Origin of the sequence: Zhongshania aliphaticivorans (assembly GCF_902705875.1) — a bacterium.
Classification (GTDB): Bacteria; Pseudomonadota; Gammaproteobacteria; order Pseudomonadales; family Spongiibacteraceae; genus Spongiibacter; species Spongiibacter aliphaticivorans_A.
On sequence record NZ_CACSIK010000001.1, the window covers coordinates 2860711 to 2881264 of the forward strand.

At 47.6% G+C, this 20554-nt stretch carries 18 protein-coding genes; 9 read left to right on the top strand and 9 right to left on the bottom strand.

From position 1 onward, the window contains the following. Positions 1–2: 2 nt before the first annotated feature. The 4 genes from AELLOGFF_RS12875 to bioB all read right to left on the bottom strand — a co-directional run bounded on the left by AELLOGFF_RS12875 (position 3) and on the right by bioB (position 6042). A complete protein-coding gene (locus AELLOGFF_RS12875) occupies positions 3–2111 on the bottom strand; it encodes a YjbH domain-containing protein (protein WP_159269115.1) in 2109 nt (702 codons plus the stop codon). 76 nt (positions 2112–2187) lie between these two features. After that, positions 2188–3774 (bottom strand): malonyl-ACP O-methyltransferase BioC, encoded by a 1587-nt coding sequence (gene bioC, locus AELLOGFF_RS12880; protein ID WP_159269116.1) that lies wholly within the window; start codon positions 3772–3774, stop codon positions 2188–2190. Further along, complete coding sequence (gene bioF / locus AELLOGFF_RS12885) at positions 3771–4961, bottom strand: 8-amino-7-oxononanoate synthase (RefSeq protein WP_159269117.1); 1191 nt, start codon at positions 4959–4961, stop codon at positions 3771–3773. The genes bioC and bioF overlap by 4 nt, the downstream gene beginning before the upstream one ends. A gap of 22 nt (positions 4962–4983) precedes the next feature. Next, complete coding sequence (bioB, locus tag AELLOGFF_RS12890; RefSeq protein WP_159269118.1) at positions 4984–6042, bottom strand: biotin synthase BioB; 1059 nt, start codon at positions 6040–6042, stop codon at positions 4984–4986. 82 nt (positions 6043–6124) lie between these two features. On the opposite strand from bioB, the gene AELLOGFF_RS12895 reads away from it, so the two are divergent. The 7 genes from AELLOGFF_RS12895 (at position 6125) to AELLOGFF_RS12925 (ending at position 13253) form a co-directional block, all read left to right on the top strand. After that, positions 6125–6844 (top strand): ComF family protein, encoded by a 720-nt coding sequence (locus tag AELLOGFF_RS12895; protein ID WP_159269119.1) that lies wholly within the window; start codon positions 6125–6127, stop codon positions 6842–6844. Positions 6845–6906: 62 nt separating this feature from the next. Continuing rightward, positions 6907–7614 carry a molybdate ABC transporter permease subunit gene (gene modB, locus AELLOGFF_RS12900; protein WP_159269412.1) on the top strand — a complete coding sequence of 236 codons (708 nt, stop codon included), beginning with the start codon at positions 6907–6909 and terminating at the stop codon, positions 7612–7614. Continuing rightward, positions 7611–8711: a molybdenum ABC transporter ATP-binding protein gene (modC, locus tag AELLOGFF_RS12905; RefSeq protein ID WP_159269120.1), complete on the top strand. Its 1101-nt coding sequence runs from the start codon at positions 7611–7613 to the stop codon at positions 8709–8711. Before modB ends, modC begins: the two co-directional genes overlap by 4 nt. Then, a complete protein-coding gene (locus tag AELLOGFF_RS12910; RefSeq protein ID WP_159269121.1) occupies positions 8708–9697 on the top strand; it encodes a serine/threonine protein kinase in 990 nt (329 codons plus the stop codon). Before modC ends, AELLOGFF_RS12910 begins: the two co-directional genes overlap by 4 nt. Positions 9698–9997: 300 nt before the next feature. After that, on the top strand, positions 9998–10456 hold the full coding sequence (locus AELLOGFF_RS12915; protein WP_159269122.1) for a (2Fe-2S)-binding protein: 459 nt from the start codon (positions 9998–10000) through the stop codon (positions 10454–10456). Between the two features lie 11 nt (positions 10457–10467). Then, positions 10468–12687, top strand: a complete 2220-nt coding sequence (locus tag AELLOGFF_RS12920) for a xanthine dehydrogenase family protein molybdopterin-binding subunit (RefSeq protein WP_159269123.1) — start codon at positions 10468–10470, stop codon at positions 12685–12687. A 14-nt stretch (positions 12688–12701) separates the two neighbouring features. Continuing rightward, positions 12702–13253, top strand: a complete 552-nt coding sequence (locus AELLOGFF_RS12925) for a hypothetical protein (RefSeq protein ID WP_159269124.1) — start codon at positions 12702–12704, stop codon at positions 13251–13253. A 43-nt stretch (positions 13254–13296) separates the two neighbouring features. On the opposite strand, the gene AELLOGFF_RS12930 is transcribed toward AELLOGFF_RS12925, so the two are convergent. Beyond that, positions 13297–15756 (bottom strand): DUF1631 domain-containing protein, encoded by a 2460-nt coding sequence (locus AELLOGFF_RS12930; protein ID WP_159269125.1) that lies wholly within the window; start codon positions 15754–15756, stop codon positions 13297–13299. A gap of 249 nt (positions 15757–16005) precedes the next feature. Between AELLOGFF_RS12930 and nadC the strand changes: the two genes are divergently transcribed. Together nadC and AELLOGFF_RS12940 are read left to right on the top strand one after the other, a co-directional pair. Further along, positions 16006–16845 (top strand): carboxylating nicotinate-nucleotide diphosphorylase, encoded by an 840-nt coding sequence (gene nadC, locus AELLOGFF_RS12935; protein WP_200842668.1) that lies wholly within the window; start codon positions 16006–16008, stop codon positions 16843–16845. A gap of 35 nt (positions 16846–16880) precedes the next feature. Next, positions 16881–17690 carry a queuosine precursor transporter gene (locus tag AELLOGFF_RS12940; RefSeq protein WP_159269126.1) on the top strand — a complete coding sequence of 270 codons (810 nt, stop codon included), beginning with the start codon at positions 16881–16883 and terminating at the stop codon, positions 17688–17690. 3 nt (positions 17691–17693) lie between these two features. Here the strand turns inward: AELLOGFF_RS12940 and AELLOGFF_RS12945 are convergent, their stop codons facing one another. From AELLOGFF_RS12945 to AELLOGFF_RS12960, 4 genes are all read right to left on the bottom strand, one after another. Continuing rightward, positions 17694–18419 (bottom strand): SDR family oxidoreductase, encoded by a 726-nt coding sequence (locus AELLOGFF_RS12945; RefSeq protein ID WP_159269127.1) that lies wholly within the window; start codon positions 18417–18419, stop codon positions 17694–17696. 146 nt (positions 18420–18565) lie between these two features. Then, on the bottom strand, positions 18566–19567 hold the full coding sequence (gene lipA, locus AELLOGFF_RS12950) for a lipoyl synthase (RefSeq protein ID WP_159269128.1): 1002 nt from the start codon (positions 19565–19567) through the stop codon (positions 18566–18568). Next, positions 19567–20247, bottom strand: coding sequence for a lipoyl(octanoyl) transferase LipB (gene lipB / locus AELLOGFF_RS12955; RefSeq protein ID WP_159269129.1), 681 nt, complete (start codon positions 20245–20247; stop codon positions 19567–19569). The genes lipA and lipB overlap by 1 nt, the downstream gene beginning before the upstream one ends. Beyond that, positions 20247–20546, bottom strand: a complete 300-nt coding sequence (locus tag AELLOGFF_RS12960; RefSeq protein WP_159269130.1) for a YbeD family protein — start codon at positions 20544–20546, stop codon at positions 20247–20249. The genes lipB and AELLOGFF_RS12960 overlap by 1 nt, the downstream gene beginning before the upstream one ends. Positions 20547–20554: the final 8 nt, after the last annotated feature.

A 20554-nucleotide genomic window follows, 5' to 3' on the forward strand; every position in this document is an offset into this window, starting at 1 on the left:
GCTTAATCATCAGCCCCTCCGAAGGTTTGCCAAGCATCTCGCAAGCGCTCCTGATTGGCTCTAATATATGCTGGACTTAAGCGGTCACCATTAAAGTAACCATTACGCAAATTGAAATGCTCGGTAGGTATTACAGCGGGACCAAAAACCAAACGATTCCCCTGCTCACCCAATATAGTATTTACCTCATATCGCCAACTTGGCGTTCCGGTGATCTGCATGGCGGCAATCCGCCCACCACTCTTCCGAGGCGTCAGTGGTATTGTAAAACCTACCCCAGCAAACGCATCTCCATCAGACCGTTTATAAATGAGATGCAAACGCGTGTTGCCAATATGCTGGGTAAAATCAATTTTGTAACCGGAGTCTTCACTATAAAATTTACCGCCGGTGATATTAACTTCGCTATTGGTGTTTTGAAAAAAATAACGCCATGAAGCTAGCCGTGCATTACGGGTGATCTGGGAATCATGTTTATCCTTAAAGTCAGTAAGAATAACGCGAAAACGGTTACGACCATCGCCTAGATCCCAACGCTGCTCGATAGAGGCACCGTCACTCTCTGCAAAAAAACGGCCGTAGGAAAGCATGGTAGTAAGCCCCCGTCCCAGACGGAAAGTTTGGCTAAGCACACGATCTTTGACTCCATCAGATATACGCTGTGCTTTAAAGACTCCCCCGTAAATACCATCATCGGTAAAGTCCTTAGTTTCTAATACTGACCAGTCTCTTGAAACATTAAAAGCCGCACCTTGCCATAGCGGTATAACAACATCGGCTCTTGTCGCCAGAGAATAATCTAAAACGCCATATTCACTGCCCAACGCAGATGAGACGACAGGCTTAAACATAATCGTAGGCCGAAAAGCGAGGTAGTCTTTTACTTCTTCCAACGTCGAACTAATCACATTGTCATACCGACTGCCACGCCGCAATTTACTTGACGGCGCGATGACCATTACAGAATCTGGTAAGCCCCCGCGACCATTAATAAAAGCATGCCACGCTCCCACACCACCGCCAAGACCAAAAACAGGGATACGGTACTTCTCTAGCTGTAAATAAAATCGATCGCCCGCAGGCAGTATTGAGGTGACAACGCCAATAGCCACAGCTAATCCATCAAGCGCATTCTGATTAAAACTCACATCCTCAAAGGCAATCACCCATTCTTGCCCCTGACGCTGAACACGTATTTTTTCAAAATTGTATTCGGCGAGTTCGCCAGTTAAGCGTGATGCGTAATTACCACCTTCTTGATCGTGAGTTTCTGAGCTCCGGGATGATTGTGCGCCGCCGGACGATGTTCCCGCATATTGCTCCTCAATGATCCGAGGCTTTAAGCTAGAACTGTTCGCCCTGATTTGACTAGACGGCAGTGTTCGCTCATATTCTTTGCCCAGCGGGATTTTAATATTAAAACCGTACCAATCATCTCGGCTATCAACACCTTCTTTCGCCGACAACATTAATAATGTAGAAACCTGCCACCCCGCTGGCAACAAACCACTAGGACTTGATATTCGAACACCCGTGTTTTGTGAATGACCATCGTCTTCTATGAGCAAACTCAACCAATCTGTGGCAGCAAACTCAACACCACCAAACAATCCATCTAATCGCTGAGTTTGCCCAACTCGACCATCGTACCGCCCAACACCCACCGTTGAACGAAATTTCCCATACTGCCACGTTGCTACCGCATATTTAGTATCGTATTCATTCACAGAGCCGCCAAAATCTTGCTCTCCAATCGCTAACGACACTCCCTGCAATAGCTCCCATGGCAGCTGTAACTTGTAGTTAAACGATAAATCAGAACCACCAGCTGTTGACCGGTTGGCAGCATTTCTTCCCACCACCTCTACGTGAGGGAAAATCCCCACCCCGACATTAAAATCATTTCCTTGATCATTCCGGGTCAACTCTCGTGAAAACCGACCGTCAACTTGGTTATCCCAAGCGGCAGTCGCCATGCCATATTCGTGCACCGATGCATCAGGGACATTCAATAATCCGCTCATGCCCTGCATATTCAAACTGCCTTGTGCTTGCACAAGACTTGGCAGACATATGAATATCAAAAGTGTTGATAAAAGTCCTTTTTTCAATGCGCCCCCTAGTAGCTGCTTTTTTTATACGTTTTATTCGCAAATATATTACATGCTCTATTAAGCGCCACAGAAACTAAGCGATTTTTTTACATCGCAAATACCAAACTTGGTAGGTCGCCGGCAGCAACGCATTCTCTTGCCTAAAGTGCTCGTACGCTGTTGTGAGTGCTTTAATCCGTGCTCGGCTCGTCAACCCGCTGGGACGACCACTATTCACATTATGGGCACCAATATTTTTTAATTCACGGGTTAACTCAGACAAGCGCTCATACTCCATCACCTCAGATGCTTCCTGCCACGCTTCTATTTGAAGCCCCACATGGTCAATGGCGGAGCGAAGCTCAGTCTCCTGAGCAAAGCTATTAACATGCGCATAGGCATCAACCTGCTGCCAAGACTGACGCAGTTCATACAGGGTATTCGGACCCAACGTTGCAATTACCGCACTGCCCCCAGGCTTCAACACCCGTGCAATCTCAGCATAAACCGCGGCTAAGTTCTCGCACCACTGCAATGCCAAGCTAGAAAACACAAGACCTACACTGCCATCCGCCAAAGGTAAATCTTCAGCGTCGCCACAAATCCAGGCATCACTCAAGGCTAAATAACGATCTTTAGCGTAAGCCAGCATGCCGGGAGCAAGATCCATTGCCAACATGGTTCGTGCACCGCCATACTCCCGCAGTGCTGGCAAGCTATAACCCGTACCGCAACCTAAATCCACCAGCGGGGCAGCTTCAACAGGCTGTGGCAACAGCGTGATTAATTGATCAGCAATTCGACGCTGAAGAAGTGCAGCCCCATCATAGCTAACAGCCGCTCGGCTAAAAGAACGACCAACGTTGGTTTTATCCAGACAATATGAGCTAGCATCACCAACAAAGCCTTTTGAGCTAACAAAATCGACAAGTTCTGCTAGAAAAACCTCGGGCTGTGACAAGAAAGGAATATGGCCACAGCTAGGGAATACCTTTACTTCATGGTTAGGGTAATTGACTGCAAAACATTCAGCAGCTTGACGCGGTACAAGTGCATCATTACCGCCAAAAACATGTAAAGCTGGGCAAGTTAAACCCGCCAGCGCCGCTCGATTATCTAATTCATTTAAAGATCGTAAGCCTTTTGCCATGGCAAACTCATTAACTCGCTTCTGCTGACGGTTCAATACCGTTTTAACCGCAGCTGCTCGCTCATCGCCATGAAGCTGCAGTAACTCAAAACGGCGCAAGCCCTTCACGGCGCTTTTTTCTACTGTCTGGCAAAAAGCGTCAAAATCCTTGCGTGGCATTGCTGCTGGCCAGGCTTCATTCGCAACAAAAACCGCATTACTCGCTATCGTTACCAAAGCAAGTACTCGGTGAGGGTGAGCCTCGGCAATTGCAGCGGCAAACATTCCACCCAAGGACCAACCACAATATATCGCAGACTCAGGAAGCACCTCTAATAGCGTATCAAGCTCAACAGCAATGTCATTTTCAACAACGCAATCAACACTGCGACCAAAGCCCGGTAAGTCAATTAAGGTAATATTGAAATATTGTCGTAAGGAGGGAATGACACTGCGCCATATATCAGAATCACTAGCCCAACCGTGTAGCAACACCAGCTCGGCAGCAGCACTATGGTGAGCGGCAAGATACTCTCGATAAATTAAGGTCATTTATATTGCGCCGCAATACGAAGTTCAACAGGCACTGTTTTATCTAATGCAGCTAACAAGGTAGCGATATCATCTGCTGAATGCGCCGCTGTTAGTGTAATACGAAGTCGTGACTGGCCAATGGCAACAGTAGGCGGACGAATAGCTGAGACGAGCACGCCCTCCATGTCTAAGTTTGCACTAATCGTCATTGCCAACGCTTCATCACCCACCAAAAGTGGCTGAATCGCCGTATTCGACGGCATTAACGGCAGGCCTAAATCCTGTGCACCCCGCTTGAATTGCTGTATTAAAGCCTGCAAATGATCACGCCGCCAAGACTCAGCGCTCAGCAATTCTAAACTGGCCAAACTTGCCGCGGCCACAGCGGGTGGCATGGCCGTGGTATAAATATACGGCCGCGCAAACTGGATCAAGCTCTCAATCAGTAACTCATCGCCAGCTATAAATGCGCCATAACTACCAATACCTTTCCCCAGCGTACCCATCAAAACCGGAAGCTGCTGCTGATCCAAATTAAACACTTCTGCACTACCTGCACCGGCACCACCGAGCACACCAAAGCCGTGGGCATCGTCCGCCATTAAATAAGCATCATACTTTTTGGCAAGCACGGCTAACTCATCCAATGGCGCGATATCACCATCCATACTAAAAACGGCATCGACCACCAATAGGCGGTTACCTGTGGGTGGTAATTTCTGTAATCGGCGCTCAAGATCATCCAGATCATTGTGGTGGAAGCGTTGAAATTTAGCACCACTTAATAGAGCTGCATCGAGTAAAGATGCATGGTTTAAGCGATCCTCAATAATATGATCGCCTTTACTTATTAGCGCGGTAATGGCGCCAAGATTAGCCATATAGCCAGTAGAGAATAGCAGCGCACGGTCACGACCGGTTATTTCGGCCAGTCGTAACTCTAGCTGGTGGTGTAAACTAGAATGACCACACACTAAGTGCGACGCTCCACCGCCAACACCATACTGCTGTGCGGCCTCCTGCATGGCTGTAATAAGCTTAGGGTGATTTGCTAAACCAAGATAATCGTTGCTACAAAACAACAGATATTCGCGCCCATCCACAGCAACTCGTGGGCCCTGAGCTGTTTCCAGCACACGCCGCATTCGATAACGAGATTGATGGTGACGCTCTGCCAAGCGATCCTGCAGAGCTTTAGTGATCATAATTCAACTCAATTGCTGAGAACTACGCCGTTGCGTCGTAGAAAAACCTATCATTTGTCGCTTGCTCAACAGCACCTAGTAATGCCTGACTTTGCGCGTCGTCGTCATGCTCAACGTCACGCTCTTCAGGCTTTATACCCAAACGGTCAAATAGCGCCAGATCCTTATTGGCTTTAGGATTTGGTGTGGTCAAAAGCTTTTCGCCATAGAATATCGAGTTAGCACCAGCAAAATATGCCAATGCATGCATTTCCTCATTCATGGACTCTCGCCCCGCCGATAAACGCACATGTGACTTTGGCATCATGATTCGCGCTACAGCTATAGTGCGGATAAAATCAAATGGATCCAAGTCTTCCACTTCAGCCATGGGCGTACCTTCAACTTTAACCAACATATTGATAGGCACACTTTCAGGTTGAACAGGCAAATTAGCTAACTGCAACAACAATCCTGCACGATCTTTAATGGACTCACCCATACCGACAATACCGCCGCTACACACTTTGATACCGGCATCGCGGACATTACCCAGTGTACCCAAACGATCCTGATAGGTACGAGTGGTAATAATGTCGCCATAAAACTCAGGCGAGGTGTCTAGATTATGGTTGTAATAATCTAAACCTGCTTCAGCCAGTTCAGTGGCTTGCTCGCCAGTTAACATCCCCAGCGTCATGCAGGTCTCTAGGCCCATCTCCTTCACACCCTTCACCATGGCGGTGACGTAAGGCATATCTTTCTTTTTCGGTGACCGCCATGCAGCCCCCATGCAAAAGCGCGTAGTACCAGATGCTTTCGCTGCACGCGCTTCCGCCAATACTTTTTCAACTTCCATTAACTTTTCAGCTTCTAAGCCCGTATCGTAACGATTGCTCTGTGGGCAATATTTACAGTCTTCAGGACAGGCACCCGTTTTAATAGACAATAAAGTGCTAACTTGAACCGAGTTGGGATCAAAGTTTGCACGATGTACTGTTTGCGCTTGAAACAGCAAATCATTAAATGGCTGCGCAAATAAAGCTTGCACTTCTTCGCTGCTCCAGTCTGTTCGAATTGTCGTTAAAGCACCTGCGGTCATGATAAAGTCCAACATGAAGTTTGTGATTTCAGAGTGCCAATCATAAAGGCTTAAATAAAGCTGTCAACCTGCAAGGACGCATATGGTTAACAGATATCAGCATAGTAAATTAGAAAAACTCAGTTATCAGCTCGCACCAGGCCGCTGCATTCTGTGTGAGCGCGCCAGCCAACGGCATCTAGACCTCTGCCAAAACTGTGAAATAGAGTTGCCTTGGCTAGGCAGCCACTGCATAAGCTGCGCATTGCCCTTGCCGGAATATACGCTGCCCACTTTATGTGGGAATTGTCTGCAGAGACCGCCAAACTTTCACAAATGTATCTGCGCCCTACGCTACGATTTCCCTGTGGACCGCTTAATTGCTGGATTCAAGCACCGGAGGAAGCTGACCTTTGGTGCCGTACTCTGCAATTTGTGGCTAGACCAATGTCTCTCACAAATAGACACCAAGCCCGATGCCCTAGTACCTGTTCCCATTCACTGGCGACGCCGGATGACAAGGGGCTTCAATCAATCCTTATTCATTGCCAATGAACTGGGAACAAACCTAAGTATCCCCATTTACCACGCCATACGACACCCCAATGCAACACGTTCACAACAAGGTTTAAATGCCGCCGAGCGCCGCAAGAATCTGCGCCACGCATTTACTTTTTCTAATGCTTACAACATAAAAGGTAAACACCTAGCAGTAATCGACGATGTTATTACAACAACCGCGACAGCCAATACTGTGGCCGCTATACTGGCGCGCAACGGCGCAGCACGGGTCGATATTTGGTCCCTTGCACGCACCCCTTAAATTGATATTCTTGGAGGATTCCCTATGTTGAACAATCCAATCCCCCAATGTACTTTGCGAGAATTAACGTGAGCCACAATGACTGGCTAGCAATTTTACTAACCCTAAAACTAGCGGGTGTCACCACTGTTATTTTATTAGCAATCGGCACACCCTTAGCTTGGTGGCTCGCCCACACGCAAATCAAAATCAAACCCTTACTTGAAGCCATTATTGCCCTGCCACTGGTACTCCCTCCCACCGTCTTAGGGTTTTATTTACTCATCGCTTTTGCTCCTGGCTCGGTACTCGCCGATGCCTGGTTAGGTATTAGCAACAGCACACTCGCATTTAGTTTTAGCGCACTGGTTATTGCCTCAGTGCTTTACTCCCTGCCCTTTGTTGTTCAACCGCTACAAAGCGGATTTCAACAATTACCAAAGCCCCTGTTAGACACCGCAGCAAGTCTGGGCGCTGGACCTATTGACCGTTTTTTTAGTGTGATTTTACCTCTGTGCCGCAGTAATTTTTTGGTCGCGACAACGCTTGGGTTTGCTCATACTATTGGTGAATTTGGTGTTGTTTTAATGATTGGCGGCAATATCCCTGGTCAAACACAGGTACTGTCTATCGCCTTATATGAGCGCGTGGAATCATTGCAATATGCTAGCGCGCACTGGCTGGCGGGCGGTCTGATTGTATTTTCACTTGCGGTACTGAGTCTTGTTTATCTTTTTAACCATTCACGCGGGCTGACATCACTAGTCCAACGGAATGAGACCCCAGCATGAGTTTACTGCTCTCACTACAGGTACAGCGATCAGCCTTATTCCAACTCGATATTAATACCGCACTACCCACTAGCGGTATAACCGCAATTTGTGGGCCCAGTGGCAGCGGAAAAACAACACTGCTGCGCTGTATTGCTGGCTTAGAGACGCCCCCAAAAGGAATGGTGCAATTCGCGGGACAAGATTGGCAAACTGAACGACAATCACTCAAGCCAGAGCAACGCGGTATCGGTCTGGTATTTCAAGACAGTCAGTTATTCCCTCACCTCACCGTGATTGGCAATCTTAATTATGCTCGTAAGCGACAGTTTAGCGGTACTGGCCCATCCCTAGAGCAAGTGTGCCACTGGCTACAAATTACCCCATTGCTAACTCGCAGCACAGACAAACTATCTGGAGGCGAGCGCAAGCGTGTGGCTATTGCTCGCGCATTACTTCGTCACCCCCAATTACTGTTAATGGATGAACCACTAACAGGTCTGCATGATAGCGCCAGAGACGAGATGATCTTGATCCTGCAGGACTTGCCGACGTATTTAGACATTCCAGTAATCTATGTAAGCCACAGCTTTCATGAAGTCAGTCGACTCGCCAATCACCTGATATTACTTGATAAAGGTACGATCATAGGAGAGGGAGATCTAATTGGCCTGAGCACCCGCTTAGATCTTCCTCTGAGTCGCCAGCAAGGCGCTGGTGCCGTCCTTTTAGCTCAGCTACACGATCACGACCCAGAATATGAGCTCAGCACGGCCGCAGTTGATACTCATCATCTACTCTCAATTAAACAAATTAACGCAATGCAGGGGCAATCATTGCGATTATTTATCGCGGCGCGTGATGTCAGTATCAATTTAGATGCGCCAAAAAACAGCAGTATAATGAACATTTTACCGTGTATCATCGACACCATCGAATGCTCCCCAGATACACCATCACACACCCAAGTCACTATCCGCCTGAAACTAGAAACGCAGTATTTATTAGCGCACATCACCCGTAAATCCTGTGATCGCCTAGACCTTAAAGCTGGGCAACGCGTCTTTGCGCAAATAAAAACGATCGCTTTGATCAACGAATACGGGGTAGCACCATGAATACATCGGAACAAACCGATTTTGCCAACCTCAATCCTGACCGCGTGATCGACGCCGTAGAAAGCCTCGGCTATCTCAGTGATCTGCGTGTATTTGCACTAAATAGCTACGAGAACCGTGTTTATCAGTTTGGCCTCGAAGATAAAGACCCCATCGTGGTTAAGTTCTACCGCCCCGAGCGTTGGAGCGATGATCAAATACTCGAAGAGCACCGCTTTACCCAGCAGCTAGCAGATACCGACATTGCCGTTATCCCTGCCTGGAGGGACCCACAAGGGAATACTTTATTCCACTTTGAAGGTTATCGGTTTGCCATTTACCCCCGTCGTGGCGGACATGCACCCGCTCTAGACGACATGGACAACCTTTTTCAGCTCGGCCGACTTTTTGGTCGTTTACACCTCGTTGGCGCTAGTAGCGCTTACCAATATCGCCCTAAACTCGACGTCATGAGCTTTGGCGATAACAGTCGCCGAGACATACTCATTGACGTTATACCTGACAGTTTACGCGAGTCCTATGCAACCATTAGTGAAGACCTGCTGCTCCACGTTAGACGTCGTTTTGATGAAATAAGCCCAACCTACATCCGCACCCATGGTGATGGTCATGTAGGTAATATACTTTCTCGAAATGACGAGACGTGGCTAGTCGACTTCGACGACAGCCGTATGGCACCTGCCGTTCAAGATTTATGGATGTTTTTGTCAGGAGAGCAAGACACCCAGCAACGCGCCATGATGGAGCTAATAGAAGGCTACCAAGAGTTTTATGATTTTAATCCCAGCGAACTAGGCTTAATTGAAGCCCTACGTAGTTTAAGAATCATGCATCACGCTGCATGGCTCGCCAACCGCTGGCAAGACCCCGCCTTCCCCAAAGCATTCCCCTGGTTCAATACCGAACGCTATTGGGGTGAACATATCTTACAACTGCGCGAACAGCTTGCCCTGATACAAGAACCCCCTCTGCGCATGCCTTACTAGCACAAAACATACGGGCAAATGATAATAACAAAAGGACATGTTATATCTTTATCTCACACAATCCGCCTGCAGTGTTTACACGTATAACATCAACTGATATTTTGCGACACTGTCATAACAATTCACATTAGCCGCTATTATTCATAAATTAAGCTAATATGGGTAATTTATGCACGTACATCTTCAATGGTGGGCAATGCACCCCTTGAACCCGACTCAAGAATAATGACAAAAATAGTCTCCCTTGGATCATGTTCAAATTGCAGATAAAACCGCTCCCCAATATGGGCAGGATTAAGAATGTTTACTATAAATGTAAATGGTATTGCACACACTGTTGATGCCAGCGAAGACAAGCCATTGCTATGGGTATTACGCGAGAATTTAAAACTTACCGGTACCAAATACGGCTGCGGCCAAGCTCTCTGTGGCGCTTGCACAGTGTATATCGACGGCCAGCCGACCCGCTCCTGTGTTATGCCCATCAATGCCGTGGGCGAACAACAAGTGCGCACTATTGAAGATATTAGTAATGAACATATCGGAAATTTAGTACAAAACGCGTGGCAAGAACTTAATGTTCCTCAATGTGGATACTGCCAATCAGGACAAATTATGGCAGCAACGGCTCTACTTAAAGATAATAACTCACCCAATGATCAAGATATTGATGAAGCGATGTCAGGCAATATATGTCGTTGCGGCACCTATCCACGCATACGTAAAGCGATTCATAAGATCGCTGCTGAACAGCTATAGGGCTAGCCATAATGACGAACTTCACAAGCATATCGCGTCGAGATTTTATTCGCGTTAGCGTCCTTGCCGGCGGTGGTTTATTAGTTGCTTGCGGGGGCGGCTCCGGTTCATCCAACGGCGGTACACCCGACAACCCAACAGACAATAATGGCTCGCCCACAACACCGGCAGAAACCTATGGTGTTGGCGAATTCATGCGGATCAGTACTGACAATAAAATCACTATCTTAGTTGGCGCAGCAGAAATTGGACAAGGTTCACTGACCGCAATCCCGATGATTGTTGCTGAAGAGCTTGATGCCGATTGGAGTCAAGTAAGCGCCGAGCTTTCTCCTGTTGCTGCCAATTTCAACAACCCCTACTTTCAAAACTTACTGCAATTCACCGTTGCCAGTTCAAGTATTCGCGGCTATTTCGACGCACAGCGTACTGTGGGCGCCGCCGTTCGACAAATGCTGGTCAATGCAGCGGCAAAACGCTGGGCCGTGGCAGCGAGCTCCCTACGCACAGAGTCAGGCTATGTAATAGACGATACCAACGGTCGCACTGCCAGTTATGGCGAACTTTCTAGCGCTGCGGCAGAAGAATCCGTGCCCGTTAATCCCTCACTCAAAGACCCTGCAAGCTATACACTCATTGGCACCTCCACCCAACGTCTCGACGCAGCCAATAAAACCGACGGTAGCTTTCAGTACGGCATTGATGTTGATATTCCTAATATGCTGACCGCGGTAATCGCTCGCCCACCGCGATTTAATGGACAAGCATTAAATGTTGACGATAATGCCGCGCTCGCCATACCCGGTGTGCACAGTGTACATACCATTCTTGGCGGCGTGGCTGTTATCGCCGACGACTTTTGGGCCGCCGACAAAGGGCGCAAAGCGCTGAATGTTGAATGGAATGAACTACTAGCAGGGCGCACCGATTCCGACATCCAACGCAGTACCTATGACCTAAGACTAAATCTACCTGGGGTTCCCATTAGAAGTGACGGCTTAGTGCTACTAGCACAAACCTTAGCCAGCGAAACCATAAGCGCAGATTACTACTTCCCCTTTATGGCCCACGCAGCAATGGAACCGCTCAATGTGGTGGTAGATTATGATGGTAGTAGCGCGGAAATATGGACCGGTACCCAATCAGCTACATTAGACAAGGTATTCGCTGGGCTGACCCTCGGCTTACTACCAAATCAAATCACCTTTCACACCATGCCCTCCGGAGGTGGTTTTGGCCGCCGAGGAAATCCCTTAGCCGATTATGTTCGCGATGCTTGCGCCGTTGCCAAAGAGTTGCGTCAGCCGGTCAAAGTCATGTGGACAAGAGAAGATGACATGAAAGGTGGTTTCTATCGGCCAGCAGCCTCAGTTCGTGTCTCAGCCTCCATAGACAGCGACAACAACATTAGCGCGTGGACACACCGCGCCGTCACCCAAGATGTTACAGCCTTGCTCTATTCAGAAAATTTACTCGATAACCTTGCTGACTTCACCTTACCACCACTTAAGGAACTCACTGACTTTGAAACAGGCATGCCGTACGACATTGATAATGTCTTGATGGACGCCCACCTCACCGTCAATCTTTCTATGCCAGCGCTATGGATGCGCTCGGTAAACAAGTTTTCAGATGTTTTCGCACAAGAAACCTTTGTTGACGAACTTGCCTTAAAAGTCGGCAAGAACCCTTATAATTTCCGCTATGACCTATTGTCTGAAAAACCTCGTCATCGAGCCGTGCTAGAAGCCGCTGCCAACGCAGCTAGCTGGGGGTTCAGCCCTTCTGGCACAAGCCAAGGCATTGCCGTTATGGGGCACTGGAATAGCTTTGTGGCGCAGGTAGTTGATATATCCGTTTCCGCCGATAGAGAAATTACCGTTCATAAAGTGGTGAGCGCTGTCGACTGTGGTACAGCCATCAATCCTGACTTAGTCAAGGCGCAAGTCGAATCCGCCGTTGTTTTTGCACTCTCTAGTATTTTCTTTGGTGAGATATTGCTTGAAGACGGCGTTGTGCAACAAAGTAATTTTGATGATTACCCAGTATTGCGCATGTACCAAACTCCCGTGATAGAAACCATCATCATCGACAGTCAAAACCCCGTCGGCGGTGTTGGCGAGCTTGGTGTGCCCTGTGTGGGGCCCGCACTAGCCAATGCAATATTTAATGCTATTGGCGAGCGCATTCGCGAGCTACCTCTCACTCGCAGTAATTTTAAAATTGCCTAATTAGAGAGCTGACTATGACCTTCACAATCACACCTATTGCTCGTCTGACCCTTGCTCTCATTCTGTTCAGCTCTACGGTTTTAACCACTCATAAGGCAGTCGCTCAATCGCCCTTATTCCAACCCCTGTATGAAGTATTAACCCATCCCCGCTGCCTTAATTGCCATACCGTCACCAATTTTCCACGCCAGGGTGACGGCCGTATCCGGCATGCACAATTGGTAGTCAGAGGAGAAGATAATCACGGCGCTCCCACCTTGCAGTGTTCCGCCTGCCACCAAGACCAGAATGTAATGGATGGCGCAGTACCCGGCGCACCGCACTGGGGGCTCGCCCCTCTTAGTATGGGCTGGGAAGGACTAAATGCGAGCGAGCTTTGTATCGCACTTAAGGATACTGAGAAAAATGGCAACCGCAGTTTAGACGATCTTTTTCTACACATGACGGAGGATGCACTGGTCTTGTGGGGCTGGACACCAGGAGGGAACCGCACCACACCACCGTTGAGCCAAGCGGATTTTGCTGAAGCATTAAAAGCGTGGATTGATGCGGGTGGATCATGCTAGCCAAATAACCAGTGGCTAAACCACCATTGCTAACCAAAAAAAACTAAAGAGGCTTATCTTTCATATCGCGTAAATTACTAATCACCGATTCTAAAGCACGATCAAACAAACGATCATCATCAATGAGAACCACAGAGTGGTCCGCAAGTGCCGACGCTAACTCGTCACGATTTAGCTCTGCCACTTTAATACCTGAGCGATTGACGAAAATATATTTTCCAATGCCATTGATTACCGCCGCCAGCCGGCAGCGCAACATTTGTCCATCTTCCTGCCGAAAATCTACCCAGCTCCCTACCCGCAAAGCCTGGATACGTTTAGCATCCAATTCAGAACCTTCGACGCCGTCGGTGGATGAGTCATCAGAAGTTAGCGCTGTTAAAGGCACCGAATGAACAGACGAAGCGGATAAATTAACATCGTCACCAAGGCTCTTAGACAAAACCGCATCTAAACCGGCTAAATCATCCTTACCCAAACCTGAAGTAACGTTATTCTCTATGCTGTCAATAACGGTAGCTTGAGCACCCGTGTCATTACGCGTCTCTTCAAGCTCTGAGCCTTCAACGTCACTCGTCCCGTCAATACTTTGCCGCTGTTCAGGCTCATCTTTTGCGCTCTTATCGACCTTCGTGGAGTCCTCAGGCGCAGTCACCACAACATCTCTACGACTAAGTTTAGCCAGATGTAAACGCTCTAACTGCTCAAACCAACGATCTGTCTCAAACGAATTCAGAGAAACGCGAGTAAATCCCAAGCGTAGGGTTTCTACCACCACCGGTAATGCAGCAATGAGTTCATTTCTATGCCCAGGATCATCAGAAGGCTGCACACTCCATAGCAAACGCTCTATTAAACCCACATCTTCAGTGAAGCGATCGCTCTCTTTGCCATGCTGAATGTAGGTTAGAAACAGTACTTTGCTCCAGCCAAGCTGCAATATTTTAGTGATGACGGGAGGACAATCAACACCACCCAACTTACGCTCTAATATGGCCGCAATATACATACGTGCACTTTCCGCTGCGGCTTTGCCATCTTCAGCATCTACCGTCCGCCGCGCCACTAGCTCAGCACGACGTTTGGCCTTTTCACTAAATGCTGAGAAATCTTCATAAGCGTCGATAAAAACCTGAGTATCAACACCGAAGTCACGCAAAATACGCATGACAACATCTTCAATTTTTTTATAAAGTGGGTCTCGTTCCACCCCCGCCACAGGCGACCAACCTATACCTGCACTCACCAACGCACTCAATAATTTACGCGCAGGATGTTCGTCATAGCTAAAAAAGCCTTTATCTAGCATTGCCATTTTTAAAACGGGAATCTGCAAACGAGCAATCAACCCTTTTAAGGACTCCGCTAAGCCATCGCCATCTAGAATAAATTGAAATAACGTACCAACAAAATTAATCGTATCTTGATCTCGCTGGTATGACAGTGCCGACACATCCGTATTTGCAACCCAATTTACATCATTCAAGCGCGTTACCAGCATTTTCGCCATTGCATTGAAATCAGTTTTTCGTTCGCCACCCTGCGGCACTGGCACGTTAAATTGAGCAAATTGCTCAAGTTGCATTTCTTGTAACGCAACCATAAACGATGGTTTAGACAACGCCGTTTTAGGAGTGACAGTATCACTGCTGTTATTTTGCAGTAGACCCTCAAGTGCATCAAATAACTGGGTAACCAATGCCGCCGACGGCGAAGGACCCTGAGCAGCATCTTGAGCAGTACCTTGATTAGCCGTTAGTGCCGAGCCTGTTGCGCTATTCTCTGTAACCGCGGCCGAAGGTGAGCTATGACTCGTATTCTCTAATTGCTCCAGTGGTAAACCCTGCGCTTCTAACACCGGTATTAACACACTGTAAAGGTCGCCGAACTTCGTCAACACCTTGGTATCAAATAATTTAAAAACAACTAGCTTTGCTTTAATATCAATATCTAATGATTGGCATGCAAGCCCAAAGGCTGACGCGATTCTAGCTGGCCCCATTGGCAGCTCTTTCGCCGCAACGACAGGGCCGCTAACCACATGCTGCCACGCAGTGCACAGAACCCATACTTCACGCAGAAAACGACGCTCAGCCTTATTGGCCATTCCCTCAAGTGCAACCAGCTCCTCCAGGGCTTCAGATTCCAACAATTTTAACTTTGCCTGGCCACGCTCTACCGGGGAAGGACTAGGATTACCGGCGGCTATTGCAACAAAAGTATTGATAAACGCTTCCGAAAAGCGCTTTTCAATAATCTCGCGGTTCACTCGAACTTCTCGCATTGCATCAAAATACACATGCTGCTCACGCGCATTACTAGCCTCATCCGCCAGCTCAAACAATGCATCATCAACTTCATCAAGAAATACCACCAGTTGCCCCTGCAAAAAATTAGCAGCGTTATCCCGCAGTGCAAGTGCTGCAGCAGACAATGGTGCAGCGGCAACAGGCGACTCTCGTCGCGCGTTAAGCTCCACTACTTTTGAAGATGGGTCCGTCATAAATACCTAGCTTTTTAAAGATATATCAGCAATCTAGCACCTTGCTTTCATTTGGTGCGCACACAAGTTATCGCAACTTGGCGCAAAGGCCAAGCATCCTATAGTTATACTTTAAAAAGTCTTTTTCTACCCATAGCTAAAACTACTTATGGCAGGTGTCAAATCACCGCAATAATACGCACAATCCGGTTTGTGCTGGTAGAATACCCGCACAGTATTTATAACCATTCATCAGCTCGGAAAATCATCATGCAATTTTCAGATGCTCTTCAGCGTGACATCACGGAAACCGTGCGTTTCGCACTAGCCGAAGACATTGGCAGTGGCGACATCACTGCCCAACTTATTCCCTCTAACCATACCGCCACCGCACGTATTATTACTCGTGAATCCGCCGTCATTTGCGGGGTAAATTGGGTGAATGAAGTTTTTCAACAAATTGACAACTCTGTCACAGTTATATGGCATGTCGAGGATGGCGATTATGTCGCCGCAGACAGTCTGCTATTCGAATTATCGGGGCAAGCTCGTTCACTCCTTACCGGTGAACGCACTGCTCTCAATTTTTTGCAGCTCTTATCTGGAACAGCCAGCTCCTGTAAACACTATGCAGACTTAGTAGCACACACTAACGTTCGCTTACTGGACACCCGTAAAACCATACCAGGCCTGCGCACAGCGCAAAAATACGCTGTGAGCTGTGGGGGCTGCCATAATCACCGAATTGGCTTGTATGATGCGTTCCTTATTAAAGAAAACCATATAGCAGCCTGCGGTGGTATTGAAGCCGCCATTACCGCCGCCAGAGACATAGCACCACTGAAGCCGGTTGAAGTTGAAGTCGAAAACTTAACTGAACTCAGTATTGCTCTAACAGGTAATGCCGACATTATTATGCTAGACAATTTCACCATTGAAGAGTTACGCGAAGGCGTTGCCATCACTAATGGTCGCGCCAAACTCGAAGCCTCAGGCAATGTCAGCATGGCAACATTAGTCGGCATCGCTGAAACAGGCGTAGATTTTATTTCCATCGGCGCGTTAACAAAACATGCACAAGCTATCGATTTATCAATGCGCTTTAGCTAGGCAGTCTTCAAAAACAATCAGTTCAGGAGGGTTCAGTGCAATCAAGCGTGCTCGGCAATAAAGCAACAAGACTGTTCGTGGTGTTGGGTGGTTTTTTTGTCGCCAATGCCATATTAGCCGAGCTTATTGGGGTAAAGATTTTCTCCCTAGAAAACAGCCTAGGTATACCTCCGCTTGAATTAAATATATTTGGAATAGACAAACTGTCATTTAATTTAACTACTGGCGTTTTACTCTGGCCTTTTGTGTTTGTATTAACCGATTTGATTAATGAGTATTACGGCAAACGAGGCGTTCGCTTACTTTCATATTTAACAGCTGGGCTGATTATCTACGCTTTCGCCATGGTGTTTATTGGCATACACCTTGTTCCAGCCGACTTCTGGCCACAATCGCATATCAATGCAAATCTTTCCATAGCGGAACAAACCCAACTACGTAGTGAAGTGGGCGATTATAATGCCGCCTTTGGCTTGGTCTTTGGTCAAGGTCTCTGGATTATTATCGGTTCACTTATTGCCTTTCTCGTCGGCCAGATCATTGATATCAAAGTATTCCAGCGCGTAAAAAAAATAACGGGCGAAAGCATGATCTGGCTGAGAGCAACAGGCTCTACCCTTGTGAGTCAATTTATTGATAGTTTTGTGGTTTTATTTATTGCCTTTTACATAGGTGCCGATTGGAGTTTACAACTTGTTCTCGCTATCGGGCTGGTGAATTATATCTATAAATTTATGATGGCAATATTAATGACCCCACTACTCTACGCCGTACATTTTATTATCGAGCAATACTTAGGTAATGAGACCGCCTCAGCGATGAAGCACCGCGCACTAAAAGAATAAACTTCAACTGCGGATGTGCCCCGCCTGTGGACGCAAAACGATATCTTCTACCACAACGTTACGATCCAACTGGTAGATATCAAGGAATGCTTTTGCAACATCTTCTGCAGGCATAAATCGTTCTTCCGCAATGCCGGACCCATGCCATGATGGCGAATAGGTGGGCCCTGGAGAAACACAAGAAACCCGGATACCCTGCCCACGCACCTCCTCTCGCAGTGCTTTGGTAAACCCCGCAACCGCATGTTTGGCCGCACAATATGCAGATACGCCAGCGTATCCCTCAATACCTGCGGTGGACGACATATTAAAAATATCACCATGTTGACGCTTCAACATTGCCGGCAACACTAGTCGACTCAAAAGAAAGGTACTTCTAACATTAACCGCATAAATACGGTCAAAATCGGCGGTTGCCATTTCGTCAACCGTCGCTCCATGCCAACTACCAGCATTGTTAATTAAAACATCAACCTCGCCGATATCTCGAGATAACGCCGCAGAAAAACCACTTACCTGCCCTTCATCACTGACATCTACTGTATAGCAACGTACCTCATTGGCACCGCCACATTGCGCTGCAACACGTTCAAGTGCGGCCTTATTTCTAGCCACCAATACCAAGCGAACGGGAAAACTTGCGGCTGCAAAGCACTGCGCTATCGCGGCACCTATTCCTTGCGACGCACCGCTTATTAAAATGACAGGTATGTGGTTACATTCAGGCATGACGCCTCCTAAACGCACGAGTCATGCATTTAAATTAGATCTAACAAGGATTAAATGCAACGAAGGCTGCAGCCGGTGGTTTATGCAAACTTTCGGCGCCCTTAATGATTAAACTGGGCGCCGCCAACGTCCGCATAATGAGTGTATTACATCGTTTTTAACAAACTCAAGTCTACCTGCTTGTCAGCATGGTATGAGGAACGAACCAATGGGCCACTGGCCACACTTTTGAAGCCAAGCTCTTTAGCAATACGTCCAAATTCGTCAAACTCTTCAGGCGTAACAAAACGCTCCACCGCTAAATGATCACGGCTTGGCTGCAAATACTGTCCCATGGTAATCATATCAACACCGTGGGCGCGCATATCCTTCATTACCTGGATAAGCTCTTCCGCAGTCTCCCCAAGTCCCAGCATTAAGCCAGACTTAGTTAACACATCCGGCCGACGTTCTTTATACTTTTTAAGTAAATCCAACGACCACTGGTAGTCTGAACCGGGACGAATTTTTTTGTACAAACTGGGCACTGACTCTAAATTATGATTAAACACATCCGGCGCTTCTTGCTCTAGAATGTCTAGTGCAATATCCATACGCCCACGGAAATCAGGTACTAAGACTTCAATTCTTATCTCTGGACTACGAGCGCGAGTCTCTCGAATACAATCAGCAAAATGTTGAGCACCGCCATCGCGCAAATCGTCCCGATCTACCGACGTTACCACCACATACTTCAAGTTCATTTCAGCGATCGCTTCCGCCAACTCTCGAGGCTCATCTTCATCAAGCGCATTCGGTCGGCCGTGGGCAACATCACAAAAAGGACAGCGACGAGTACATATCTCACCCATAATCATGAAGGTCGCCGTACCACCGCTAAAACATTCTCCTAAATTTGGGCAGGCCGCCTCTTCGCATACCGATGCCAATTTGTGCTTACGCAGAACCGATTTTATTCGGCTGACTTCAGGCCCCGTGGACATTTTCACTCGTATCCACGACGGTTTTGTCGGTAACTCAACAGTTGGGATAACCTTTATCGGAATGCGCGCGACTTTCTCCGCCCCGCGCAACTTCTCTCCCTGAACAACTTTTTTCTTTGCAGCTTTGGGCACTATGCCAACAGCTGTATCACTCTCAGACTTCATCAAACCTCCGATAGATCAGGCAAGCTATTTCCTCTGACTTCCCGACACTGTTTATAACCCAATACGTCAGCCAACTGCGTGCTGAGCATACCAGTGAGCTCCTGCTGTGAAAGGGGCTCCAACTCACTTTGACGGCGAATATCCGTCACAACCATACCCTGATGACCACAGGGATTAATACGCTGAAAAACACTGAGATCCATATCAATATTTAAGCTCAGGCCGTGAAAGGTACTACCTCGACGAACCCGTAAACCAAGTTGTGCTATTTTAGCACCGCTATCTACATAAACCCCTGGTGCGTCTGCTCGGGGGTGAGCCGGAATACCAAGATCAGCCAACACGTTAACAATGCTACTTTCGATCGCGGTAACTAGCTCTCGAATTCCCATCCCCAAACGACGAAGATCAACTAAGATATAGCCCACAAGCTGGCCTGGGCCGTGGTAGGTTACCTGTCCTCCCCGGTCTACCTGAACAATTGGAATATCTCCAGGCATCAATATATGTTCAGCTTTACCTGCTTGCCCTTGGGTAAACACGGCATCGTGCTCTAAAAACCACAGTTCATCAGGGCTATTTGAATCTCGAACATCTGTGTAAGCTTGCATGGCATGCCATACCGGCTCGTAAGGTTGTCGACCCAGTTGCCGCAACCAAAGCGTATCAGGCCTACTCATTACAATACCATTTTAACGAGACCAGTCGCCTTTAATTCAGTAAATATAGTGTCTAACTGGGGCTTTCCTGTAGCTGTAATCACCACCGTCACCGAAACAAAACGCCCTTCACTGCTTTCCCGCTCAGTTATCTGGGTCTCATCAATATCACCTGCGTGCACACGCATAATATCAATCACACATTGGCGCAGATTTTGATTTCCGACACCAATTACCTTTATAGGATAGGCACAGGGAAATTCAAGCCTTGGTTCCCCACTTTCAGCGTCAGTGGACTCAGTAAAAGTAAATTTATTCATATTACCGC